The organism is Streptomyces odontotermitis (assembly GCF_050510915.1).
Taxonomy (GTDB): domain Bacteria; phylum Actinomycetota; class Actinomycetes; order Streptomycetales; family Streptomycetaceae; genus Streptomyces.
In genome coordinates this window covers 358,629-382,971 of the sequence record NZ_JBNJLS010000004.1, presented here as the reverse complement: position 1 = coordinate 382,971, position 24,343 = coordinate 358,629, and the positions used below count along the sequence as shown (strand labels likewise).

Genomic DNA, 24,343 nt, shown 5'->3' with positions numbered 1-24,343 from the left:
TCCCGCGGCTCACGTGATCGTCAGCCGCGTCTTCGCCTTCGCCTCCGAGCTGTTGCCGACGTACACGTCCACCGCGCCCTCCTCGACGAGGAATTCGCCGTCCGTGGCGTTCGTCCAGAACCCGAGGTCCTCGGCGCCGAGGCGGAAGCGCACCGTCGTCGACCCGCCCGCGTCGAGGGAGACCCGCTCGAAGCCGCGCAGTCTGCGCACGGGCTGGGCGATGCCGGCCGCGAGGTCGTGGATGTAGAGCTGTACGACCTCGTCGCCCGCGCGGTCGCCGGAGTTGGTGAGCTCGACCGACACCTCGACCGTCGTGCCCTTGCGCAGGGAGCGCGCGGACACGCTCGCCCGGCTCAGCCTCGGCTCGCCGACGGTGAAGCTCGTGTAGCTCAGGCCGAAGCCGAAGGGGAACTGCGGGTCCGGGGGCAGGTCCAGGTACTTGGACGTGTACTTGTTGTCGGGGGCGTACGGGCGGCCCGTGCTCTCGTGGTTGTAGTGGATCGGGATCTGGCCGACGGTGCGCGGGAAGGAGACCGGCAGCTTGCCGCCGGGGTTGACCTCGCCGAACAGGACGTCGGCGACGGCGTTCCCGGCCTCGACACCGGGGTGCCAGGCGGCCAGGACCGCGGGGGCCGAGTCCAGCCAGTCGCCGGTCGTCAGCGGGCGGCCGCTGACGAGGACGACCACGAAGGGCTTGCCGGTCTCCGCGACGGCCGTGATCAGCTTCTCCTGCGCGCCGGGCAGCGAGATGTCGCTGCGCGCCGCCGCCTCGCCGCTCATCGCCGGTGGCTCGCCCACCACGACGACGGTGACGTCCGCCGCCCTGGCCGCGGCCACCGCCTCCGGGATGCCGCCGGTGTCCTTGCCCTCGGCGTCGACGCCCTGCGCGTGCGTCACCTTCGCGTCCGGCGCCGCCCGCTTCACGGCGTCCAGGATCTTCACGGAGGGGAACTTCTTCACCGCGCCCGTGAACGCCCACGTGCCGAGGAGGTCGCCGGAGTCGGCGAAGGGGCCGACGACCGCGATCGAGCCCGAACCCGCCTTCAGCGGCAGCACCTTGGCGCCGCTCTTCGACGGCTCGTTGCGGAGCAGGACCATCGAGCGGGCCGCCGTCTCGCGGGCCGCCGCGCGCGCCTCCGTGGTCGGCTCGTCGACGGCCGCGTCCTCGTCCGCGTACGGGTGCGCGAAGAGGCCGAGGCGGACCTTGAGCTCCAGGATGCGGGCCACCGCGTCGTCCAGGCGCCGCTCGCTGATCTTCCCGGAGCTCAGCAGCTTCTTGCCGTGCTCGGCCAGGTGCGTGCTGACCATCTCCATGTCGACGCCCGCGTTCAGGGTGAGGCGGGCCGCTGCCGCGCCGTCCTCGGCGAAGCCGTGCGCGATCATCTCGTCGACGCCGTTCCAGTCGCTGACGACGAAGCCCTTGAAGCCCCACTCGTCCTTGAGCACGTCGGTGAGGGTGTGCGGGTTGCCGTGCGCGGGGACGCCGCTGACCGTGTTGAACGAGGCCATGACCGTGGCGACGCCCGCGTCCAACGCGGCCTTGAACGGCGGGAGATAGAGGTTGCGCAGGCGCGACTCCGACACGTCCACCGTGTTGTAGTCGCGCCCGCCCTCGGCTCCGCCGTACGCCACGAAGTGCTTGGCGCACGCCGCGATGCGGTCCTTCGAGGCGAGTCCCGAGCCGTCCCCGGCCCCCTGGTACCCCTTCACCTTGGCCGCCGCGAACCGCGCCGTCAGATACGGGTCCTCGCCGTGCCCCTCGGCGATGCGGCCCCAGCGCGGTTCGTGCGTGACGTCCATCATCGGCGCGAACGTCCAGTGCACCCCGTTGGAGCGGGCCTCCTTCGCCGACACCCGGGCGTCTTGGACGACGACCTGCGGGTCGAAGCTCGCCGCCTGGGCGAGGGGGATCGGGAAGGTGGTCCACAGGCCATGGATGACGTCCAGGCCGAAGAGCAGCGGGATGCCGAGCCGGGACTCCTCGACGGCGATGCGCTGCAGCGCGTTGCTGCTCTCGGCGCCGAAGATGTTCAGGACCGAGCCGAGCCGCCCGGCGCGCGCCGCGTCCTCCACGTCCTTGGTCTCGCTGCCGCCCGGCCCGGTGCTCACGGCCCAGTTCAGCTGCTGGAGCTGGCCCAGCTTCTCTTCAACTGTCATACGCTCAAGCAGTTTTCGCACATTCGGGTCCCGGGTCGCAGGGTGCTCCGCCGCCGACCCGGGATCCGCCGCAGCGGTCCCTGTCAGAGCGGTGCCGGTCAAGCCCCCCGCGGCGGCCGTGCCGCCGATCGCGGACAGCAGAGTACGCCGTCGTATCTCTCGCATGCCTTCGCCTTCTCGCCTCGGAACACCGTCAACTGCCGTGCAGTGCACAAGAATTGAAGCGAAACTATGTTCCTGTTACAGGTGGGTCAAGAGGCGTGTCGCAGGTGGCGGCTGTCGTTTCGGCCGCAGGTTCGTGACCTGTTTCCTGATTCCCTTGACCTCAACATTGCTTGAGGTTCTACGGTTCCTTCCATGAGCATGGAAACCACCGCCTGGACCCAGCTGCACAGCGTGATGACCGCCCAGCAGGACCGTCGCGTCTTCAAGCTGGGGGCCCGCGCCACCCTGCGCCGCATCGCGGCCTTCGCCCGCCCGCACCGCCGCCGCATCTGGCAGTTCGTGGTGCTCGGTGTGGCCACCGCGCTGCTCGCCGTCGCCACGCCGATCCTCGCGGGCAACGTCGTCGACGCGATCGTCTCGGGTGCCGAGCCCGCCCTCGTCGTCCGGTACGCCGTGCTCATCGCGGTGATCGCGCTCGCCGAGGCCGGGCTCGGGCTGCTCAGCCGCTGGCTCTCCGCGAACCTCGGCGAGGGGCTGATCCTGGACCTCCGTACCGCCGTCTTCGACCATGTGCAGCGCATGCCCGTCGCGTTCTTCACGCGCACCCGCACCGGCGCGCTCGTCAGCCGCCTCAACAACGACGTGATCGGCGCCCAGCGCGCGTTCAGCAACACGCTCTCCGGCGTCGTCAGCAACTTCGTCACGCTGCTCCTGACCCTCGCCGTGATGCTCACCCTGTCCTGGCAGATCACCCTGCTCGCCCTGGTGCTGCTGCCCGTCTTCGTGATCCCCGCCCGCCGCATGGGCTCCCGCATGGCGCGCCTGCAGCGGGAGGCGGCCGCGCACAACGCCGCCATGGGGACCCGTATGACCGAGCGGTTCTCGGCGCCCGGCGCCACCCTCGTCAAGCTCTTCGGGCGGCCCGCCGACGAGTCCGCCGAGTTCGCCGAGCGCGCCCGCCGCGTCCGCGACATCGGGGTGCGCACGGCGATGGCGCAGTCCGCGTTCATCACCGCGCTCACCCTCGTCTCCGCCCTGGCCCTCGCCCTCGTGTACGGGCTCGGCGGCTACTTCGCCCTGGACGGCACCCTGGAAGCGGGCGCCGTCGTCTCGCTGGCCCTGCTCCTCACCCGCCTCTACGCGCCCCTGACCGCGCTGGCCGGGGCGCGCGTCGAGGTCATGAGCGCCCTCGTCAGCTTCGAGCGGGTCTTCGAGGTCCTGGACCTGAAGCCGCTGATCGAGGAGAAGCCCGAGCCGCGCGCGATCCCCGACGGCCCGGTCGCCGTCGAGTTCGACGACGTCCGCTTCGGCTACCCGGCCGCCGACAAGGTCTCCCTCGCCTCCCTCGAAGAGGTGGCGTCCCTCGACACCCGCGGCGGCACGGAGGTCCTGCACGGCCTGTCCTTCCGCGCCGAACCCGGCCAGACCGTCGCCCTCGTCGGCTCGTCCGGCGCCGGGAAGTCGACCATCGCGCAGCTGCTGCCCCGGCTGTACGACGCCGACGAGGGGGCCGTCCGCATCGGCGGCGTCGACGTGCGCGACACCTCGGCCGACTCGCTGCGGGCCACCCTCGGCATGGTCACCCAGGACGGCCACCTCTTCCACGAGTCGGTCCGCGCCAACCTGCTCCTTGCCCGGCCGGGCGCGAGCGAGGACGAGCTGTGGGACGTCCTGCGCAGGGCCCGCCTCGAAGAGCTGGTCACCTCGCTGCCGGACGGACTGGACACGGTGGTGGGGGAGCGCGGTTACCGGCTGTCCGGCGGTGAGCGCCAGCGCATGACGATCGCCCGGCTCCTCCTCGCCCGCCAGCGCGTGGTGATCCTCGACGAGGCGACGGCCCACCTCGACAACACCTCGGAGGCCGCCGTCCAGGAGGCCCTCGCCGAGGCCCTGGCGGACCGCACCGCCGTGGTCATCGCGCACCGCCTGTCCACGGTCCGCTCCGCCGACCAGATCCTCGTCGTGGAGGACGGCCGCATCGTGGAGCGGGGCACGCACGAGGAGCTCCTCGGGGCCGAGGGGCGGTACGCGGAGCTGTACCGGACGCAGTTCGCGAAGAGCGCGGAGGGTGAGCCGGAGGGCGTGGAGGCGGTCGCGTAGCCGTCGGGGGGCGTGCGGCCATGGCCGGAAAGGGGCCTTGACGGGACCCCGCCAATCTCTATGGTCTGGACTAACTGTCCGTCAGGGACCGTTCACCCGGGGTGCGTCGACCCCTCTCGCACCCCGGTACTTCACGCACGCCCCCACGATGCACTGCCGTGAAGGAGTCAGCCATGGACAAGAAACGGAAGATAGCCGCCGCGATCGGTGCCGGCCTGGCACCGGTCCTCGCCCTCACCCTGCCGACCGGTGCGGCCAGCGCGCACGGATACGTCAACGCCCCCGCCAGCCGCCAGGCCCAGTGCGCGGCCGGCACGGTGTCCTGCGGCGACATCAAGTACGAGCCGCAGAGCGTGGAGGGCCCCAAGGGGCTGCGCAGCTGCAACGGCGGCGTCGGCCGGTTCGCCGAGCTCAACGACGACAGCAAGGGCTGGAAGGTCAGCGACGTCAGCAGGACCCAGGCGTTCACCTGGACCTTCACCGCCCGCCACCGCACCCTGAACTACGAGTACTTCGTCGACGGCACCAAGGTCGCCACCATCGACGGCCACAACCAGCAGCCGCCGCAGACGGTCACCCACCAGGTCAACCTGGGCAGCTTCAGCGGCCGCCACAAGGTGCTCGCCGTCTGGAACATCGGCGACACGTCGAACGCGTTCTACGCCTGCATCGACGTGAACATCCGCTAGGCGTACGGAGGTCGGGTCCTGACCCCTCGGTCACCCGGCCTCCTCCTCGCAACCGGCGGCGGCCAGCGCCTGGTCCAGGGTCTGCAGCGGCGCGAACCGGCCGAGCAGACCCCCCGCTCTGAGCAGCTTCAGGACGGTGGGGTGCGGGCAGGCGAGCAGCACCCGCCCGCCCCGCTCGGTCACGCGCCGCTCGGCCCGGCACAGCAGCCGCAGCGCGTAGCAGTCGAAGAACTCCACGGGGGTCAGGTCGAGCACCACGGTCCGCCCGCCGGGGGCGGTCGCGGCATCGAGCTCCGGCAGGATCCAGACGGCGGCGGCGATGTCGATGTCGCCGTGGAACGCGATCACGAAGAGTCCGTCGATCTCATCGATCCGGACTTGCCCAATGGGCCATGCGCTCCCCTGCATGGCTACTTCCCTCATGACGGTCGGACTCCTCGGACCCGCGCCGGGGAGTGTGACGGCGGCCCGGGCCGCCGGGGGCAGGGGCGGCAGGGATGTCAAGCGTACGGTCACGCACGGGAGTTGAGGAGGGGGCGGGAGCCCTGTGCATCGGTGTTCCCCGCCGGGGTCCCGCGGCCGTGCCTCATCCGTGCCTCACCCGTGCCGTGCCTGTCCCGTGTCTGTGCCTCACCGGGGCCTCACCCGCGCTTCACCCGTGGCGGAGGATGCCCGGCCGCCGTAGTGCTGCTGCGATCTGCGGATGGCTCTGGGATGCGTCGGCGCGGTGGCGGCTGGTGCGGCTCGGCGGGCTCGCCGCGCCCTGGACGGTGTGGCGGGGGCGGCGGACGCGGTCGTCCGCACGCTGATCGAGGCGGTGCTCGACCGCGTCGACCTGGACGCCCTCGTCTCCCGCGTCGACGTGAACCTGATCGTGGAACGGGTGGACGTGAACCAGGTCGCGGAGCGCGTCGATGTCGACCAGGTCGCCGACCGGCTCGACATCGACGCGGTGATCGCCCGGATCGACCTGGTGGGGCTCACCCGTGACGTGCTGAACGAGATCGACATCGGCCGGATCGTCCGGGACACGGGCGGCGGGATGGCGGCGGAGACGGGCGAGGCGATCCGCCTGCTGGGCCGGCGCGGCGACCGGACCGTGAACCAGCTCGCCGACCGGTTGCTGGGGCGGGCGGTGCGGGACGCCCGGGCGGCCGGCCGGAAGTCCTCGGCCGACGAGCCGGCCACGCCGGCCGAACAGGCCACGGCCCACGCCCCGTACACGCCCGAACAGGCCACGGCCGACGCCCCGTACACGCAGTCAGGGCCGACGTCATGAGGTCGCGGTCGTCGGACACCAGAGCCGCCCCAGGGCCCGCGCCCGCCCCCGTCCCCGCCGGACTCGTCACCCGGGGCGCCGCCGCCCTCCTCGACGCCCTCATCCTCATCGCCGTCGGCTTCGTGCTCGAACTCGGCGTCGGATGGGTGCGGTTGATCGTCGCCGGGCCGCCGTTCAGGTTTCCCGAAGCCTCCGCCTGGCTGTCCGGGGTGCTCGGGTGGAGCCTCGCCGTGCTGTATCTCGCGGGCGCGTGGGCTTTGGTCGGGCGCACCGTCGGGGGGCTGTTGATGGGGGTGCGGGTCGGTGACCGGCGGGGGCGGGCTCTCGGTGTGGTGCGGGCCCTCGTGCGGGCCGTGCTGGGGGTGAGCTTTCCGGTCGGGCTGCTGTGGGTTCCGTTCAGCCGGCGGCGGGCGTCGCTGCAGGACCTCGTAGTCGGCAGTGCGGTGCGCTACGAGGGGGGTTGAGGAGGGCTCTGGGGGCGGTCGTCGCCGGAGGAGGCGTGGGCCGGAGCCGGGGCCGGGGTCTTCGGGAGCCCGGCCGCCGCCGCGAATCCGCCGAGGCCGATCACGGCCAGGACCACCAGCGCCACGGCGTACGGCCCCACCGCCGGATCGGCGACGAGGATCGTGCCCGCCACCGCCGTGCCCACGGAGGAGCCCAGGTTCGAGACGGAGCGGGACAGCCCGGAGATCTCGCCCTGGAGGTCGTCGCCGAAGCTCGACTGCACGACGTTGACGGACGGCGTCAGCATCAGGCCGAGCCCGAGGCCGATCAGGAGCAGCCCCGGCAGGAAGGTCCAGGCACTGGGGGAGCCGTGGGCCATGACGATCAGCAGGCCGATGCCGACGACCGTCACGGCGAACCCGGCCATGATGAGCGAGCGCTGCTCCCGGCGGCGCGCGAAGCGCTCCGCGCCCAGCGAGGACACCAGCAGACCCAGCGTGGACGCCGAGAAGATCACGCCGGTGCCGAGCGCGTCGTACCCCCGCACCACCTGGAGGTACGTGGCGACGACGAACGACACCCCCATCAGCATCAGCCACTGGATGTGCTGGGTGACGAGGCCGAGGTTGGACGTGCGGTTGCGGAACAGGCCGGTGGGGAGCAGGGGTTGGGCTCCGGCGCGCTCCTTCGCCCGTACCCAGCGGAAGAACGCCACCAGGAACGCCGCGCCCGTCAGGATCAGGCCCAGCGCGAGCCAGCCGTTGTCGTCGGTGGCGAGGATGCCCGTCACCAGGACCACCAGGCCGGTGGCGGACAGCACGGCGCCGCCCGTGTCGAAGACGCAGTCGGGGTCGGGCGGGAGCGGGTCCCTGAGGTTCCGGGTGAGGACGATGATCAGCGCCACCACGAGGGCCTGGAAGACGAACGCCGCCCGCCAGCTGAGCGCCGACGTGATGAGCCCGCCGATCAGCGGACCGGCGGCCGCGCCGATGCCGCCCATCGCCATGATCGCCCCGAACGCCCGCGCGCGGTCGGTCACTTCGGTGAACAGGAGCGTGGTGAGGATGTACACGGGCGGGATGAGCAGGGCCGTGCCGATGCCCTCCAGGATCGAGTTGCCGAGGATGAGGACGCCCAGGCCGGGGGCGAACGCGCTGAGGAGCGCGCCGACCCCGTACACGGCCAGGCCGATCACCAGGCACCGCTTGCGTCCGTAGCGCTCGGTCAGGATGCCGCCCGGGATCATCAGCGCCGCCATCACCAGCAGGAAGAGGGTGATCGCGGTCTGGACGCCCTGCACCGAGGTGTCCAGGTCCTCGCTGATGTCCTTGATCATCACGTTCATGTTCGACCCGGCGAAGCTGCAGATGAACTGGGCCAGGGCGAGCGGCGCGAGGATCCGGCGCGGCCAGGGGCGGCGCTCGCTCCGAGCACCGGCACCGGCACTGGCACCGGCGCCGTCGGGCGTGGAGGGCACGGTCATCGTCTCGCCTCCGATCCGGGGCCGGCCCCCGCCTCGGAGCGCGGGCCGGACGACCGCCAGGGTCCAGGGCCCCCGGGCCGCGAGCGTCACCCTCGGAGGGTGACGACCGGGGGCGGGGGCCGGGCGCGACACTCGGAGCACAGCGGTGCAATCGGCACCGTCCTCAAGCGCGGAGGTCGGCATGACCACCTCGAGCACTCCCACTACCTCGCACTACCGTCCGGGCACGAAGCAGGCGGCGGCGGGCGGGCTGACCCTCTTCGCCGCGGTGATGCTGTTCATCTCCGGGACCATGGACTTCTGCCGGGGGCTCATGGCCGTCCTCGAGGACAAGGTCTTCTTCACCACGCCGCAGTACGTCTTCGAGTTCGACCTGACGAGCTGGGGCTGGATCCACCTGGTCATCGGCGTCGTCGCGGTCATCGTCAGCGTCGGTCTGTTCATGACCCAGACGTGGGCCCGCGTCCTCGGCATCATCCTCGCCGGGCTGCTGATCATCGTGAACTTCCTGTCCATCCCGTACTACCCCCTGTGGTCCCTCACGCTCATCGCCCTGGACGGCTTCATCATCTGGGCGCTGTGCGTGGTCCGGCAGGACACCCTCGGGTGACCGAGACGGCCCATGAGCGACCCACGGACCCGTACGCAGGACGAAAGGGCCGAGTGGCTCGCCGAGTTCATCGCGCCGCTCCGCGTCGAGCCTGACGCGAAGGTCGACCTGGCCGCCGACTTCGACCCGGCCTACCGGGCGGGTGTCAAGAAGAAGGACGCGCAGGAGCTGCTCGGCCGGGGCGTCGCGCTGCTCGCCGACTACCAGCGGCGGCTCGCCGCCGAGGGCACGACGGGGGTCCTGCTCTGCCTTCAGGCGCTGGACGCCGGGGGCAAGGACGGCACGATCCGGCACGTGATGAGCGGGGTGAACCCGCAGGGCGTGCATGTCGCCAACTTCCGGGTGCCCTCGGCCGAGGAGCTCGGCCACGACTATCTCTGGCGCTACGCCTGCCGGTTGCCGCGCCGCGGTGAGATCGGCATCTTCAACCGCTCCCACTACGAGGAGGTCCTGGTGGTCCGGGTGCACCCCGAACACCTGGCCCGGCAGCGGCTGCCGGACCCGGACCGGGGCAAGTCGCTGTGGCGCCGGCGCTACCGGGAGATCAACGACTGGGAGCGGTATCTGACCGAGAACGGCTTCCGGGTCGTGAAGCTGTTCCTGAACCTGTCCAAGGAGGAGCAGCGCGTCCGCTTCCTGCGCCGGATCGACGTGCCCGAGCGGAACTGGAAGTTCTCGGCGGCGGACGCCCGCGAACGCACCTGGTGGGACTCCTACCAGACGGCGTTCTCACAGATGCTGTCCGCCACCAGCACCCCCTGGGCGCCGTGGTACGTGGTGCCCGCGGACCGCAAGTGGTTCGCCCGCATCTGCTCGGCCGCCGTGCTCGCGCACACCCTGATCGACATCGACCCGCGCTATCCCGACGTCGACGACAAGAGCCGGCACGCACTGCAGCAGGAGAAGCGGAGGCTGGAGGACGAGGCCCCGGCGGGCGCGGCCCGGGACCCGTACGAGAGCAGCGACAAGAAGAACAAGAGCAGCAACAAGAACAGGAACGGCAACAAGAACGGCAAGAAGAAGTCGGCGGATCGGAGGCGGGCAGCATGACCGCGTCGGCATCACGAGGCGGCGGCCGGCTCGTCTCCGCCCCCGCCTGGTACGCCCGCTCGGCCGAAGCGGTGGCCGGGGAGCTCGGCGTCGATCCGGCGGTGGGCCTCAGTGCCGCCCAGGCGGCCGCGCGGCTCGCCGAGGACGGGCCCAACGCCCTTGCGGAGGAGCGTCCGCAGCCCGCGCTGCGGCGCTTCCTCGCCCAGTACACCTCGTACATGCAGCTGATCCTCATCGCCTCCGCCGCCGTCTCCTTCGCCATCCAGGAGTGGGGCACCGCGGTGGTCCTGCTGTGCCTGACCGTCCTGAACGCGGTCATCGGGCTCCGGCAGGAGGGCAAGGCCGAGAGCGCCATGAACGCCCTCAAGGCGATGACCAAGGCCACCGCGCGGGTGCGGCGCGGCGGGCGGGAGGCCGAGATCCCCGCGGAGGACGTCGTCGTCGGCGACGTGGTGCTGCTCACCGCGGGCGACCAAGTGCCCGCCGACGGGCGGCTCGTGGCGGCCAGCGCCCTGCAGATCGACGAGTCCGCGCTGACCGGCGAGAGCGTCCCCGTCGCCAAGGACACCGCCCTGGTGAACAACGGCGCGGCCGGACCCGCCGAGCAGACGGACATGGTGTTCATGAACACCCCGGTCACACACGGCAGCGCCGTCATGATGGTCACGGCCACCGGCGCGGCCACCGAACTCGGCAAGATCTCCGGGATGCTGGGGGCCACCAAGCGCGAAGAGTCGCCGCTCACCCGGGAGTTGAACCGGCTCACCCTGTGGATCGTGGGCGCCGCCGGGCTCACCATGGCCGTGATGTTCGTCCTCGGGCGCGGGCGGGGCGAGTCGTGGGACGCGCTCTTCGTCGCCGCCGTGTCCCTGGCGATCGCCGCCGTCCCCGAGGCGCTGCCCACCGTGACCCAGACGATCCTCTCGCTCGGCGGCCTCGACCTGGCCCGGCGCAACGCGATCGTCAAGGACCTGCCCTCGGTGGAGACCCTGGGATTCACCTCGGCGATCAACTCCGACAAGACAGGCACGCTGACGATGAATCAGATGACCGTGGTCGAGGTGGTGGACCCCTACGACCGGTACACGGTCTCCGGGTCCGGCTACGGCCTGGAGGGCCGGATCCACCACGCCGCGGGCAGCACCCCGGCCATCGAGGACGCGATCCTGCCCTACCTCGTCGCGAGCGACGCCACCCTCGTGGACGGCCACGTCGTGGGCGACCCCACCGAGGGCGCGCTGCTCGTCCTCGGCCACAAGGCGGGCCTCGACATCGACGCCACCCGCGAGCGGCTGCCCCGGCTCGCCACGCTGCCCTTCGACCCCGCGTACAAGCTGATGGCCACGTTCCACGCCACGCTCGACGGGCAGGGGCGGCCCGTCGTGCGCTGCTTCGTCAAGGGTGCGGCGCCCGCCGTGCTCGCCCGGACCAGCACCGCCCTGTCCCAGGGCGCGAGCATCCCCTTCGACGCGGGTCTGCGCGCCCGGGCCCAGGACGAGCTCGAACGGATGGAGCGGGCGGGTCGGCGCGTGATGGCCGCCGCCACCCGGGACCTCGACCCCGCGTCGTTCGCGCCGGACGGTGATCTCCTCGCCCAGGTCGACGAGTTGCGGGTGACCAGCCTCGTCGGCATGGCGGACCCGCCGCGCGACGAGTCCAGGGAGGCCGTGGCCGCCGCCCGCGCCGCGCACATCCGGGTGCGGATGGTGACGGGCGACGACGTCGTCACCGGCGCCGCCATCGCCCGGCAGGTCGGCATCGAGGGCGAGGCGATCCTCGGCGCCGAGTTCGCGGCGCTCTCGGAGGACCAGCGCCTGGCCCGCATCGGGACCATCGGCGTGGTCGGCCGGGTGGCCCCCGAGCACAAGGTGCTGCTCGCCGAGACGTTGAAAAAGAAGGGCGACGTGGTCGCGATGACGGGCGACGGCGTCAACGACGCCCCCGCCATCAAGGCCGCCGACATCGGCATCGCCATGGGCTCCGGCACCGAAGTGGCCAAGAACGCGGGCCGGATGATCCTGTCCGACGACAACTTCGCGACGATCGTCCACGCCGTCGAGCAGGGCCGCAAGATCTACGACAACCTCACCAAGTACATCCGCTTCGTGCTGGTGCTGCTCATCGTGTTCGTCCTGACGTTCCTCGGCGCGACGCTGTTCAACATCGCCGAGGGGGAGCCGTTCACGCCCGCCCAGGTGCTGTGGATCCACTTCTTCGTCAACGCCGCCTTCGGCTTCTCGCTCGGCTTCGACCGGGTAAGCCCCGGGCTCATGGCCCGCCGTCCGCGGCCCCGCGGCCAGCCGCTCATGACCGGTGGCGTCATGCTCACGGTCGGGCTCGCCGGAACCGTGATCGCCATCGGCCTGCTCTCGATGATCAAGCTGGGCACGGCGCGCTTCGACAGCGCCCCCATCGGCAACTCCATCGCGTTCACCGCCTTCTCGCTGTGCCTGATCGTGGCCGCCCTCGAATGCCGCAGCCAGACCGGCACGGTGCTGACCGCCGACACCTTCGACAGCAAGCAGCTCAACTGGACGATCCTGGGCGAGTTCTTCCTCGCCGTCCTGGTGACGCAGACGGACGTCTTCAACCGGCTGCTCGACACCACACCGCTCACCATCGGCCAGTTCGGCTGGGCCCTGCTGCCGGCCCTCGCGCTCCTCGCGCTGTGGGAGCTGGGCAAGCTCGCCGCCCGCCGGCGCCGCCGTCGCTCCGGCGCCGGGCAGAGGTGAGCCGTCCGTGCGCGGGACACCGCCGGGGGTCCGGACGCTGCGGTCCTACCGCAGACAGTGGCTGGTCAAGGACATCGTCGCGGGCGTCGTCCTGACGACGCTCCTGGTGCCGCAGGGCATGGCGTACGCGGAGCTGGCCGGGCTCCCCGCGATCACCGGCCTCTACACGTCGGTGCTGTGCCTGCTCGCGTACGCCGTGGCCGGACCGTCCCGCATCCTGGTGCTCGGCCCCGACTCCTCGCTCGGCCCGATGATCGCCGCGACGGTGCTGCCCCTGCTCGCCTCCGACGGCGACAGCGCCCGGGCGGTCGCGCTCGCCTCCGCCCTGGCCCTGATGGTCGGCCTGATCACCATCCTGGCGGGGGTGGCCCGGCTCGGCTTCGTCGCCGACCTGATCTCCAAGCCCACCATGATCGGCTACATGAACGGCCTGGCCCTGGTCATCCTCGTCGGCCAGCTGCCGAAGCTCTTCGGCTTCTCCACCGACGCCGACGGCCTGATCGACGAACTCGACGCCTTTGTAAGGGCGTTGACGGACGGCAAGACAGTACCTGCCGCCCTCGCCGTCGGCTGCGGCTGCATCGCCCTGATCCTGGTCCTGCAGCGGTGGCTGCCGAAGGTCCCGGCCGTCCTCGTCATGGTCGTGCTCGCCATCTCCGCGACCGTCGCCCTCGACCTGGGCGAGCACGGCGTGAAGACCGTCGGGCGGCTGCCCGAGGGACTGCCGCCGTTCACGGTCCCCGACATCGGCTGGCACGACCTGGGGCCGCTGGTCGCGGGCGCCCTCGGCATCGCCCTGGTGTCTCTGGCCGACACCATCTCCAACGCCTCCGCGTTCGCGGCCCGCACCGGCCAGGAGGTGCGCGGCAACGACGAGATGATCGCGATCGGCACCGCGAACGTGGCCGCGGGCCTCTTCCAGGGGTTCCCCGTGAGCACCAGCGGCTCGCGCACGGCGGTCGCGGAGCGGGCGGGCGCCCGCACCCAGCTCACCGGCGTCGTGGGCGCGGTTCTGATCGTCCTCATGCTCGTCCTGCTGCCCGGCCTCTTCCGCGATCTGCCGCAGCCCGCCCTCGCCGCCGTGGTCATCACGGCCTCACTGTCGCTGACCGACCTGCCGGGCACGGCGCGGCTGTGGCGCCAGCGCGCCACGGAGTTCTGGCTGTCCATCGCGGCCCTGCTCGGCGTGGCCCTGCTCGGGGTGCTCCCGGGGGTCGCCGTCGCGGTGGGCCTGTCCATCCTGAACGTCTTCCGGCGCGCATGGTGGCCCTACAGCACCGTGCTCGGCCGGGTCCCCGGCCTGGAGGGCTACCACGACGTGCGCTCGCACCCGGCCGCCCAGCACCTGCCCGGCCTGATCATCCTCCGCTTCGACGCCCCGCTGTTCTTCGCCAACGCCAAGTCGTTCCGCGACGAGGTCCTGCGCGCCGTGCGCGGCATGCCGGGGACGCGCTGGGTGCTGCTCGCGGCCGAGCCGGTGACCGACGTCGACACCACGGCCGCCGACATCCTGGAGGCCCTGGACGCGACCCTCCGCGAGCGCGGCGTCCTGCTCGCCGTCGCCGAACTGAAGGACCCGGTGCGGGCCAAGATCGAGCGCTACGGGATGACCCGCGCCTTCGACGCGGGGCGCTTCTTCCCCACGGTGGAGGCGGGCGTGGCGGCGTTCCGGGAGGCGAGCGGCGCGGAGTGGTCCGCTCTGCAGGTTCCCGAAGTCACGCCCTAGGGCCTGTCCGCCGGACAGGCCCCGGGCGCGTTGCGGGCTACGTGTGCGGCTCGTTCCCGGCGACCGAGAAGAGGTGCGTGCCCCACGGCGGCAGATCCACGTAGAGCCCGCTGCCCCGCAGCTCCGCACCCGAGCGGCCGTACCGGTGCGCGTCCACCAGGTCCGTCAACTCCCAGGTGTCCGGGCCGAGTTCGCTCCACGGCAGCGGGACACGGGCCTGCGCCGGGTGCCCGGAGAGGTTCACCACCGTCAGGAACCGGCCCGCGGGGCCCGTCCAGCAGGAGGCGATCAGCTCGCGCGCGGTGCCGTTGTCGGGCCAGCCCACGCAGTCGAGCAGCCGCCACTGGCCCGACCGCATGCCGCTGCGGTGCACGGTCGCCAGCAACTGCCCGTAGAACGAGCGCAGCGCGGGGTCCGACGGCTCGTCGGGGCGCCGGTCGAGGAAGACCGGCAGATGCACGCGGCGTCCGCTGAACTGGCCCTCGTGCCACAGCGTCGCGCCGGGCAGGGTGGCGATCAGCACGGCCGCCGCCCGCTCCTTCGCGGAGTGCAGGGTCTGCGCGGCCCGCGGCTCGTCGTGGTTCTCCAGGAACCGTACGAGCCCCCGCTGATACGCCTCGTCGGCCCGCAGGTGCGCCCGCACCGACTCGGCGCTCTCGTGCAGCAGCCGGTCGTAGAGGCGCTTGTCGTAGCAGAAGTCGAACCCCTGCCGCTGCAGCGCCCATTCGAGGTCCCAGTACGCCTCCGCGACGAAGACCATGCCCGGGTGGCGGCCGCGCACGGCGGTCAGCACCTCGGGCCAGAACTCCTCCTGCGGCACAGGGCCCGGCCGCTCCCCCCAAGTGCGCGCGAAGACGTCGTTCATCAGCAGCATCGCCATGTCGCAGCGCACGCCGTCGCAGACCTGGCCGATGGCGCCGAGCACCTCGGCGGTCGCCTGCCGCAGGGCCGGGGCGAAGGCGTTCAGCTGCACCACGTCCGGCCAGGGCGGGAAGAACGGGTCCCGGCCCCGGGCGAGCACGGCCCGGCCGGTGTCGAGGAACGCGGCCGGGTCGCGCATGGCGTCCTCGGGGACGCCGCGCACGAAGTACTCGGGGTGGTCCGTCACCCAGGGGCTGTCCGGAGCCACGTGGTTGGGCACGTAGTCGAGCAGCAACCCGACGCCCCTGCGGTCGAGTTCGGCCCGCGCGGCGGCGAGCCCGGCGGGGCCGCCGAGCGCCTCGTCCACCGCGTAGCGGCGGATGCAGTAGGGCGACCCGGTGATGTCCGCCTCGCCGACGTCGTGGACGGCCGCCGTGAAGGCGCTGCGCAGCGCCGGATCGTCCAGGGCGATGGCGCGCCCGCGCGGGCTGCGCTCCCACACGCCCATCAGCCAGACGGCGTCGACCCCGGAGGGCGTGATCTCGTCCCAGGCGTCCTTGGGCACGTCGCCGAGGCCGGTCGGCCGCCCGGTTCCCTGTGCTGTCTCGCGCAGCCACACACGGGTGTTGACCTCATGGATGACGGGCTGCGCCGGCAATGTGGTCATGGGCTCTGCTTCCTCGCGTTCCTCGCGTTCCTCGCGGTCCCGGACCGGAAGTCCTCCGGTCCGAGTGTGCCGAAGAGCTTCATCAGGGGAGCGATCAGTCCGGTCCAGCCGGTCTGGTGGGAGGCGCCGATGCCGGCGCCGTTGTCGCCGTGGAAGTACTCGTAGAACGAGATCAGGTCGCGCCAGTGCGGATCGTCGCGGAACAGCGGCTGACCGCCGTACACGGGCCGGTGGCCCGCCTCGTCGCGCAGGAAGATCCGGGTGAGCCGGGCGGCGATGTCCTCGGCCACTTCGTACAGGTTCTTGTGCACGCCCGAGCCGGTCGGGCACTCGACGGTGAAGTCGTCGCCGTAGAAGCCGTACAGGTTGAGCAGACCGCGCACGATGAGGGCGTTCATGGGCAGCCAGACGGGACCGCGCCAGTTGGAGTTGCCGCCGAACATGCCGGTGTCCGACTCGGCGGGCAGATAGCCGACCCGGAACTCCTCGCCGTGCACCCAGAACGTGTACGGGTGCTCGGCGTGGTAGCGGGAGAGCGCCCTGATCCCGTACGGACTCAGGAACTCGTCCTCCGACAGGAGGTGGCCGAGCACCCGCACCAGCTTCTTCTCGTCCACGACGGACAGCAGCCGCGGCCCGCCCGCCGACCCGGCCTGCGCCGCCGCCAGCGTCACGGACAGCGAGGGGTGGCGGGTCGCGAAGCGCTGCAGCCGCTCCGTGAGGCCGGAGAGCCGGGACAGCTGCTGGGGGTGGAAGACGGTCGAGGCGCACAGCGGAAGGAGACCCACCATGGAGCGGACCTTCAGCCGCACCGCCTGCCCGTCGGGCAGCCGCAGCACGTCGTAGAAGAACCCGTCCTCCTCGTCCCACAGTTCGTCCCCGAGGTCGCCGAGCCGGTCCATCGACGCGGCGATCCACAGATAGTGCTCGACGAACTTCAGGACGAACTCCTCGTACGCCGGGTTGTGCTCGACGAGTTCCACCGCGATCTGCAGCATCGACTGGCAGTACAGCGCCATCCACGCGGTGCCGTCGGCCTGTTCGAGGGTGCCGCCCGTGGGCAGGGGGGCGCTGCGGTCGAAGACGCCGATGTTGTCGAGGCCGAGGAAGCCGCCCTGGAAGACGTTGCGGCCGCTGGGGTCCTTGCGGTTGACCCACCACGTGAAGTTCGTCAGGAGCTTCTGGAAGGTGCGCTCCAGGAAGGCGTGGTCGGCGTGGCCCGTCGTCCCCTTCTCCAGCATGTAGACGAAGTACGCGGCCCAGGCGTGCACCGGCGGATTGACGTCGCCGAAGTTCCACTCGTACGCGGGGATCTGGCCGTTGGGGTGCAAGTAGCTGTCGCGCAGCAGCAGTTCGAGCTGGTCCTTGGCGAAGCCGACGTCGGCGACCGAGAGGGCCACCGTGTGGAACGCCAGGTCCCAGGCGGCGAACCAGGGGTACTCCCACTTGTCCGGCATCGAGATGATGTCGTCGCTGACCATGTGGAACCACTCGCGGTTGCGCACCCCGGGGCGCGGCAGGCTCCACGGGGACAGGTGGTGCTCGGCGAGCCACATCTCCAGGTCGAAGGCGTAGTACTGCTTGGACCAGAGCATCCCGGCGAGCGCCTGCCGCATGACGCGCGCCTCGTCCTCGCTCGCCCGGTCCGGGGTCACCTCCCGGTAGAACGCGTCCGCTTCGGCGATGCGCTCCTTGAACACCCCGTCGAAGCCCCGGCCGACGGACAGCTGGGCACCGGCGGGCCCGAGACGCAGCCGCAACGTCTCGGACCCGCCGGCGGGCACGGTGAGCGTGTGGTGGACGGCCGCCTTGGTGCCCTCCCGCTCCGGATTGACGGCGCCGCTCTCCCCGTCGACCACGTACCGGTTGATGCCGTCCTTCACGTAGGGCGAGGCGTTGGGCGAGCCGAACAGCCGCTCGTGGTTCGTCTCGTTCTCGGTGAACAGCAGCTCCGGCGAGCCGCCGCAGCGCAGGTCGTAGCTGCCGAGCTGGGGGTGGTCGGCCCGGACGGTCACGGCTGCGCGGGGCCCCTCCACCGCGCGCAGCCGGGGCCGCGCCTCCCGGTCGGGGTGCTCGCCCCACGACCAGGTGTTGCGGAACCACAGCGTCGGCAGCACGTGCAGGGTGGCCTCCTCGGGCCCCCGGTTGTCGACGGTGATCCGCATGAGGACGTCGTCGTGGTCCGCCTTGGCGTACTCCACGGTGACGTCGAAGTACCGGTGCTCGGCGAACACCCCGGTGTCGAGCAGCTCGTACTCGAACTCCTGCCGCGTGCGCGCCCCGTTGACCGCCGTGAGGTCGCCGTAGGGGAACGCGGCCTGCGGGTACTTGTACAGGTAGCGCAGGTAGGAGTGGCTGGGCGTGCTGTCCAGGTAGAAGTAGTACTCCTTGACGTCCTCGCCGTGGTTGCCCTCACCGTTGGTGAGACCGAAGGCGCGCTCCTTGAGGATCGCGTCGCGGCCGTTCCACAGGGTCAGCGCCAGACACAGCCGCTGCTTGTCGTCGCAGATGCCGCCCAGGCCGTCCTCGCCCCACCGGTAGGCGCGCGAACGCGCGTGGTCGTGCGGGAAGTAGGACCAGGCGTCGCCGCCGGGGCTGTAGTCCTCGCGGACCGTGCCCCACTGGCGTTCGCTCAGATACGGGCCCCACAGCCGGGAGCGTCCGCTCCCGTCGCCGGCCGGGCCGATCCGTCCGGCTTGCGTCTGCCTCTTCATGCCGGTCTCCCTGCCCTGGGTCAGGCATCGGTCAGACCTCGCTGGGGCCTGCCTCAGCCGGGGGCGCCAGTCTTCGTGAGGGCCTCGGTACCTGCCTCACCCCCGGGGGGTGAGGATCCCTGCCGCGCGAGAAGGGTGATCGCGATCTCGTACACGGCCAGCAGGCCGCCGACCACGAACAGGCCGGTCCAGCTGGACAGGAGCAGCGCCACCAGGGCCGCGACGACGGCGCCGGACACCCGCAGCACATCGGCGTGCCGGGCCAGCCACGGCCGTACGGCCGCGCCCTCGCCGATCCGTTCCCCGGCCCGCCCCGCGTACCGGCCCGCGGCCTTCGCGCCGCGCACGGCCTGCTTGCGCAGCGCGACCGGCAGCCGTCCGGGCCCCACCAGATACGCGAGGACCGCGATGCCGACGCCCAGCCACAGCAGCTGGTCGCCGCGGTCGCGAAGGGTCGTGAAGACGGTCCACATCGCGGCGCGCGCCCCGTCGCGGTAGACACCCGGCGGGACATGGCCGAGCACCTCCTCGCGTACCGCGCGCAGCACCGTGGACAGGACCGTGACCGTCACCACCAGCCAGATGCCGAGCTGGAGCAGGGTGCGGCGGCGGTTCGGCGAGGCCCACAGGGCGAGCCCGAGCAGCACCGGCACGGCGATCACCAGGCCGACCACCGCGCGCTTGAACACGACGACGGACTCCTGGAGTTGGCCGAGCACATGCCGGTCGTAGAGCCGGATCTGGGCGAAGTCCGCGGGCAGCGTCACCCCGAGGGCCTTCTCGATGCGGTCGTGCAGGCCGGGCGGGAGCTCGCCGGAGGACAGGGTGGGCAGGTCCAGCTTCTTGCCGAACAGGGAGGGGAGTCGGTCCTCCAGGGAGACGAGGACGTTGTTGACCATCGGCAGCAGGTTGAGCGACACGGTGTCGCCGCGCACCTCGACGTTCTCGTTGCGCTTCTCCAGGAGGGCGACGATCCGGGAGTGGGCGGCGCGGTTCGTGGCCCGCCACAGGGACTCGAACTCGTCGGTGGCGAGGAGCTTCGACACCGACTTCCGCAGATAGTCGTGGACGGCGCCGGTGACCGGCGCGGCCAGGAAGGAGGCGCGCGGCGGCAGCGCGTCGGACAGCCGCTTCTCCACGTTGAGTTGGCCGTAGATCTCGTCGGCGAGATACGTGGAGACGGCCGCGTTGACGTCCGGCTCCCCGGGCAGCGGCCCCACCGTGGCCACCCAGCGGTCCGTGCTGAGCGTGGTGCGCGAGCCCCACACACCCACCACCGAGGTCACCGACAGGACGGCGACCAGTGCGATCAGCACCGCCGCGAGCATGCGCCGCAGCGCCAGCAGGCGGGCCCGGCGCTGCCGCTGTGCCCCTGCGCGGTCGCGCAGCTCGGCGACCTCGGCGCGCAGCCGCTCCACCTCGGCGTCGCGGGCACCGCTGCCGACGGCCGTGGTGCCGGCCGTGGCATCGGTCCGGTCCGGCGTCTCCTCATGAGGCATGTGCGTCACCTCCGCCGCCCACTGTCGCCGCGCCCACGCCCGCCTCCCTCACCTGCGGCGGGTGACGCGCCGCAGCGGCACCGGCGTTGTGATGGCGCCCCGCACACGAGGCAAAGGAGGGGACGATGGCCGGGGTTGGACCGGTACAGCTCCTGACGATCGGGTTCGGACCCGACGCCAAGTTCGAGGGGCGCTTCGTCGAGGAGCTGCGGATCCTGGAGGCGAACGGGCAGATCCGGGTCCTCGACATGCTCTTCGTGAGCAAGGAGCCGAGCGGCGAGCTGCTCACCATGGACTTCCAGGCGGAGAGCATGGGCGACACGGTCGCCGCGCTGCTCGGCATCTCCCGGGAACGGATCGCGGCTGCCAAGGACGTGTACCCGAGCGTCGAGGAGGGCTACGCCTTCGGCATGACGCTCGACGAGATCAGGGAGGCGGCCGAGTCCCTGGACCCGGGCACCGGAGCGGTCTTCGTCCTGCTGGAACACGTATGGGCGGCGTATCTGCGCAAGGCCGTCCGGGACGCGGGCGGGGTGCCCATCGCGGAGGGCTTCCTCACCGAAGAGGCGCTCGAACCCATCGCCGCTGAACTCATGGCCGCGGCGCAGCGGTTGGGCGAGCCCGTCACCAACGGCAACGGAAACGGGGCCGGATCGCGGCCGGGCCGGTCGGCCCGCAACCACCACAGGAGGGCCTGATGGCCGAACTCGTCGTGCTCGGATTCTCGGACAAGGAGAAGGCGGAGGCGGTCCTGCGGCTCGCCAAGGACCTGTCCCGCCAGGAACTGCTCGACCTGGAGGACGCCGCGCTCGCCTGGCGGACCATGGACACCAAGATCCATGTGCGCCAGACGTTCAGCACCACGGCGACCGGTGCCGCCGGCGGGGCTCTGTGGGGCTCGCTGTTCGGACTGCTCTTCCTGATGCCGGTGTTCGGCGCCGCCGTCGGAGCGGCCACCGGCGCACTCGCGGGCAAGCTCACCGACGTCGGCATCAACGACGCCTTCGTCAAGGAGATCGCGGGCACCCTCGAACCCGGCCGTGCCGCCGTCTTCGCGCTGGTGCGTCGCTCCACCCCGGACCGGGTGCGCGAAGCGCTGCGCCCCTTCGACCCGGTCGTGATCCGCACCTCGCTCACCAAGGACCGGGAGGAGGAGCTGATCGCGGCCCTGCAGGGTGTGTGAGGGCGAGAACGTGCACGTGCGGGAACGTACGGGCGCGAGCACCTACGGGCGCGACAGTGCGGGGCGCCGTCCCACGCCGGAACTTCACCCGGGTGAGATGGCGCCCCGGTCCGTTCCAACTCCCGCGGGTGACACCAGACTTGGGTGAGCCGCACCATTGTTGCTTCGAGAACGAGGTGCCGCTGTGGCCGATCGGTCAGACCCTCGCATCCCCGGCCCGGACCGGCTCGCCGGTACGGTCCCCGCGCTGCCCACCTGGATCGTGCCGCGGCCCCGGCTCACGGAGCGCCTGGCCAGGGGAGTCCTCGGTCCGCTCACGGTGGTCGTGGGCCCCGTCGGCGCGGGCAAGACGGCGCTCGCCCTGGAGTGGGCGCACACCCGCCCGCCCGCCGCCCGGCTCGCCTGGGTGGACTGTGACGGCCGGGCCGAACGCTCCTTCGTGTTCTGGCCCCGGGTGATCGGCGCGCTGCGCGCGGCGGGCCTCGACGTGCCGGTGCCCGACGAGACCTGGGAGGGTCCCCGGCTCGCGGCGGCCCTCTCCGCCGCGCTCGGCCGCCAGGACGGCCCGGTGGCGCTCGTCCTCGACGACTTCCAGCCCGCGCCCAACTCCCCGGTCGCGGAGGGCGTCAGCAGCCTGCTGCGGCACGCGTGGGGCACCCTGCACCTGGTGGTGCTGTCCCGCAGCGACCCGCCGCTGCACCTCGGCCGCGGCCGCCTCACCAGCGGCCTCGCCGAACTGCGCACCGCCGACCTCGCTTTCGACGACCGGGAGACCGCCGAACTCCTCGGCCAGCACGGCCTCGACGTGCCCCGGCAGTCGGTGAGCGACCTGCGCCGGCGCACCGACGGCTGGGCGGCCGGGCTGCGGCTCGCCGCGATGCACATGGAGCGGCACGGCGAACCCGAGCGCTACGTCGGCCAGTTCAGCGGCGACGACGAGGCCGTCGCCGACTACCTCGCCGAGGAGGTCCTCGACCTCCAGCCGCCCGCCATGCGCAAGCTGCTGCTCACCACGAGCCTGCTGGACGGCGTGAACGCCGAGCTCGCCGCGGAGGTCGCGGGCGCGGAGGCGGGCCGCCGCTTCGCGGCCCTCGTCCGCGAGAACTCGTTCCTGCACCCCCTCGGCCAGGGCTGGTACCGCTGCCACCCGATGTTCGCCGAGGCGCTGCGCCGCTGCCTGCGCCACGAGTCGCCCGGCCGCGTCGCCGCACTGCACGGCCGGGCCGGGGTCTGGCTCGGCGAGCACGGTCTGCTCGCCGACGCCGTACGGCACTTCCTCGCCGCGGACGACTGGGAGCGGGCCGGGCGGCTGATCGTGGAGCGCCTAGCGATCGGCGAAGTGCTCGGCCTGACCCGGACCCGGCTGACCGCCGAGCTGCCCCGGCAGCTGCCCGAGGACGTGCCCGCCGGCCTGGAGTCCGCGCTGATCGCCGCGGCCGTCGCCTGGGCCCGCGGCGACGACCAGGAGTGCCGCCGGTACGCGGAGCGGGCCGACGGGCTCCTCGCGGAGCTGCCGGGGGAGGAGGGCGACCGGGCCGCCCGCGGCCGGCTCGCGCTGGCCATGATCCGCATGACGCGGCTGCGCTCCCGGGACCCGCAGGAGGCCCGCGCCGCCGCGGCCGACGCGGAGTCGATCTGCCCGCGCCTGCCGCAGGCATCGCTCTCGCAGCGCCCGGAGATACCGGCGCTCACCCTGTCCATCCGCGGCAGCTGCGAGCTGCGGTCCGGCAGCCTCAAGGCCGCCGAGGTCTATCTCACCGGCGGGCTCAAGGCGGCGGGCGCCGCCGGGATCGGCTCGGTGCGCCGGGAGTGCCTGGTCGAGCTCGCGCTCCTGGAGGCGCTGCGCGGCCGCTTCCGCGCCGCCGACGAGCTCGCCTCCCACGCCACCCAGCCGCCCCTCCTCGCCTGGCCCCTGGCCGAGCCCACCCAGGCGGCCCTCCACCTCGTCCGCGCCTGGGTCGACCTGGCTGCCGGCGAGCTCGGCCGCGTACGACAGGAACTCGCGCGCGCCGAGGCCGTGTTGAGCGGCCGGCCGGACACGTTCCTCGCCGAGGTGGGCGGCCTGGTGGCGCGGGTGACCGGCGCGGTGGAGCGCGGCGGACCGGCGACGGCGCCGCTCGGCGACGTGCTGGCCGCGTCGCGGCTGCCCCGCACGGTGCTGCGGACGCTGACGCCCGCGTGCGCCTCGCTGCTCGGCGCCGCCCGGCACGCGCACGGCAGCAGAGGCGCCGTCGCGGCCGCAACGGAGCCGCCACCCGAACGTCCGGCTCCCACCGAACAGTTGAGTGCCCGGGAGCGCGACGTCCTGGACCGGCTCGCACAGATGATGACCACCGAGGAGATCGCCGACGAGCTGTACCTCTCCGTGAACACGGTGAAGACGCACCTCAAGAGCGTCTACCGGAAGCTCGGGGTGACCCGCCGCTCGGCCGCCGTGCGGCGCGCCCGTGAACTGCAGCTGCTGCGGCCCGTGTTGACCGGCGCGGGGCAGGGCGCGGATCGTTAGAGCAGGTTCAGCTCGCGGGCGTGGCGCACGGCCTCGTCCCGGGAGGACGCGCCGAGCTTGCGGTACACGGCCCGCACATGGCTCTTGACGGTGTTGTGCGAGATGTACAGCTCGCTCGCGATCTGCCGCAGCGGCACGGACGCCTGAAGCCGCTGCAGCACCACGAGTTGACGGCTCGTCAGCGTGGGCGCCGGGCGCGTCGGGTGCGCCGGGCGCGTCGGGCAGTCGCCGTTGGTCGGCACCGAGGCCAGCACCGCCGCGGCCTCGTCCACCAGTGCGCCCGCGCACCGGGGATCCGCCACGTCCCCCGCGATCCGCACCAGGGTCCCGGCGACCCACATGAGGCAGGTCGTCATGGTCGCGTCGGCGGCATCGGCCCCGGAGTTGAGGGAGCGCAGGCGCTCGTGCAGGACCGACAGGTGCCCGTCCACCCCCGAGCGGTGGACCGTTCGCGCGCACACCACCGCGGGCATGCCCC

At 72.3% G+C, this 24,343-nt stretch carries 18 protein-coding genes; 11 read left to right on the top strand and 7 right to left on the bottom strand.

Features of this window, described 5'->3' with window-relative positions:
- Window positions 1-9: 9 nt before the first annotated feature.
- Window positions 10-2,157: a beta-glucosidase BglX gene (gene bglX, locus ACQB60_RS15095; RefSeq protein WP_496926467.1), complete on the bottom strand. Its 2,148-nt coding sequence runs from the start codon at window positions 2,155-2,157 to the stop codon at window positions 10-12.
- Window positions 2,158-2,520: 363 nt separating this feature from the next.
- Between bglX and ACQB60_RS15090 the strand changes: the two genes are divergently transcribed.
- Both ACQB60_RS15090 and ACQB60_RS15085 read left to right on the top strand, forming a co-directional pair.
- A complete protein-coding gene (locus ACQB60_RS15090; protein ID WP_496926641.1) occupies window positions 2,521-4,422 on the top strand; it encodes an ABC transporter ATP-binding protein in 1,902 nt (633 codons plus the stop codon).
- Window positions 4,423-4,595: 173 nt separating this feature from the next.
- Window positions 4,596-5,111, top strand: coding sequence for a lytic polysaccharide monooxygenase auxiliary activity family 9 protein (locus ACQB60_RS15085; protein ID WP_496926466.1), 516 nt, complete (start codon window positions 4,596-4,598; stop codon window positions 5,109-5,111).
- Between the two features lie 30 nt (window positions 5,112-5,141).
- On the opposite strand, the gene ACQB60_RS15080 is transcribed toward ACQB60_RS15085, so the two are convergent.
- Window positions 5,142-5,534: an anti-sigma factor antagonist gene (locus ACQB60_RS15080; RefSeq protein WP_496926465.1), complete on the bottom strand. Its 393-nt coding sequence runs from the start codon at window positions 5,532-5,534 to the stop codon at window positions 5,142-5,144.
- A gap of 280 nt (window positions 5,535-5,814) precedes the next feature.
- Here ACQB60_RS15080 and ACQB60_RS15075 point away from each other — a divergent pair, with 280 nt between their 5' ends.
- Both ACQB60_RS15075 and ACQB60_RS15070 read left to right on the top strand, forming a co-directional pair.
- Window positions 5,815-6,390, top strand: coding sequence for a hypothetical protein (locus tag ACQB60_RS15075; protein ID WP_496926464.1), 576 nt, complete (start codon window positions 5,815-5,817; stop codon window positions 6,388-6,390).
- Window positions 6,387-6,854: an RDD family protein gene (locus ACQB60_RS15070; RefSeq protein WP_496926463.1), complete on the top strand. Its 468-nt coding sequence runs from the start codon at window positions 6,387-6,389 to the stop codon at window positions 6,852-6,854. The genes ACQB60_RS15075 and ACQB60_RS15070 overlap by 4 nt, the downstream gene beginning before the upstream one ends.
- On the opposite strand, the gene ACQB60_RS15065 is transcribed toward ACQB60_RS15070, so the two are convergent.
- Window positions 6,839-8,317 carry an MFS transporter gene (locus ACQB60_RS15065; RefSeq protein ID WP_496926462.1) on the bottom strand — a complete coding sequence of 493 codons (1,479 nt, stop codon included), beginning with the start codon at window positions 8,315-8,317 and terminating at the stop codon, window positions 6,839-6,841. The two genes, ACQB60_RS15070 and ACQB60_RS15065, sit on opposite strands and share 16 nt — an antisense overlap.
- A gap of 181 nt (window positions 8,318-8,498) precedes the next feature.
- Between ACQB60_RS15065 and ACQB60_RS15060 the strand changes: the two genes are divergently transcribed.
- Genes ACQB60_RS15060 through ACQB60_RS15045 form a run of 4 tightly spaced genes read left to right on the top strand, consistent with a single transcriptional unit; the run spans window position 8,499 to window position 14,435 of the window.
- Complete coding sequence (locus ACQB60_RS15060; protein ID WP_496926461.1) at window positions 8,499-8,927, top strand: DUF7144 family membrane protein; 429 nt, start codon at window positions 8,499-8,501, stop codon at window positions 8,925-8,927.
- A 12-nt stretch (window positions 8,928-8,939) separates the two neighbouring features.
- The gene (locus ACQB60_RS15055) at window positions 8,940-9,977 is read left to right on the top strand and encodes a PPK2 family polyphosphate kinase (protein ID WP_496926460.1); all 1,038 of its coding nucleotides are present in this window, start codon (window positions 8,940-8,942) and stop codon (window positions 9,975-9,977) included.
- Window positions 9,974-12,709 (top strand): cation-translocating P-type ATPase, encoded by a 2,736-nt coding sequence (locus ACQB60_RS15050; RefSeq protein WP_496926459.1) that lies wholly within the window; start codon window positions 9,974-9,976, stop codon window positions 12,707-12,709. Before ACQB60_RS15055 ends, ACQB60_RS15050 begins: the two co-directional genes overlap by 4 nt.
- A gap of 7 nt (window positions 12,710-12,716) precedes the next feature.
- A complete protein-coding gene (locus ACQB60_RS15045) occupies window positions 12,717-14,435 on the top strand; it encodes a SulP family inorganic anion transporter (RefSeq protein ID WP_496926458.1) in 1,719 nt (572 codons plus the stop codon).
- Between the two features lie 37 nt (window positions 14,436-14,472).
- On the opposite strand, the gene ACQB60_RS15040 is transcribed toward ACQB60_RS15045, so the two are convergent.
- From ACQB60_RS15040 to ACQB60_RS15030, 3 genes are read right to left on the bottom strand one after another with little or no spacing between them, the layout of a single operon-like run.
- Window positions 14,473-15,963 (bottom strand): alpha-amylase, encoded by a 1,491-nt coding sequence (locus ACQB60_RS15040; protein WP_496926457.1) that lies wholly within the window; start codon window positions 15,961-15,963, stop codon window positions 14,473-14,475.
- Entirely contained in the window at window positions 15,960-18,677 is a 2,718-nt protein-coding gene (locus ACQB60_RS15035) for an MGH1-like glycoside hydrolase domain-containing protein (RefSeq protein ID WP_496926456.1), read from the bottom strand. Before ACQB60_RS15035 ends, ACQB60_RS15040 begins: the two co-directional genes overlap by 4 nt.
- Window positions 18,678-18,730: 53 nt before the next feature.
- A complete protein-coding gene (locus ACQB60_RS15030; RefSeq protein ID WP_496926455.1) occupies window positions 18,731-20,176 on the bottom strand; it encodes a hypothetical protein in 1,446 nt (481 codons plus the stop codon).
- Window positions 20,177-20,301: 125 nt separating this feature from the next.
- Between ACQB60_RS15030 and ACQB60_RS15025 the strand changes: the two genes are divergently transcribed.
- The 3 genes from ACQB60_RS15025 to ACQB60_RS15015 all read left to right on the top strand — a co-directional run bounded on the left by ACQB60_RS15025 (window position 20,302) and on the right by ACQB60_RS15015 (window position 23,865).
- Entirely contained in the window at window positions 20,302-20,874 is a 573-nt protein-coding gene (locus ACQB60_RS15025; protein ID WP_496926454.1) for a DUF1269 domain-containing protein, read from the top strand.
- Window positions 20,874-21,359 carry a DUF1269 domain-containing protein gene (locus ACQB60_RS15020; RefSeq protein WP_496926453.1) on the top strand — a complete coding sequence of 162 codons (486 nt, stop codon included), beginning with the start codon at window positions 20,874-20,876 and terminating at the stop codon, window positions 21,357-21,359. Before ACQB60_RS15025 ends, ACQB60_RS15020 begins: the two co-directional genes overlap by 1 nt.
- 184 nt (window positions 21,360-21,543) lie before the next feature.
- Window positions 21,544-23,865: a winged helix-turn-helix domain-containing protein gene (locus tag ACQB60_RS15015; protein ID WP_496926452.1), complete on the top strand. Its 2,322-nt coding sequence runs from the start codon at window positions 21,544-21,546 to the stop codon at window positions 23,863-23,865.
- On the opposite strand, the gene ACQB60_RS15010 is transcribed toward ACQB60_RS15015, so the two are convergent.
- Window positions 23,862-24,338, bottom strand: a complete 477-nt coding sequence (locus ACQB60_RS15010; RefSeq protein ID WP_496926451.1) for a LuxR C-terminal-related transcriptional regulator — start codon at window positions 24,336-24,338, stop codon at window positions 23,862-23,864. The two genes, ACQB60_RS15015 and ACQB60_RS15010, sit on opposite strands and share 4 nt — an antisense overlap.
- Window positions 24,339-24,343 lie beyond the last annotated feature (5 nt).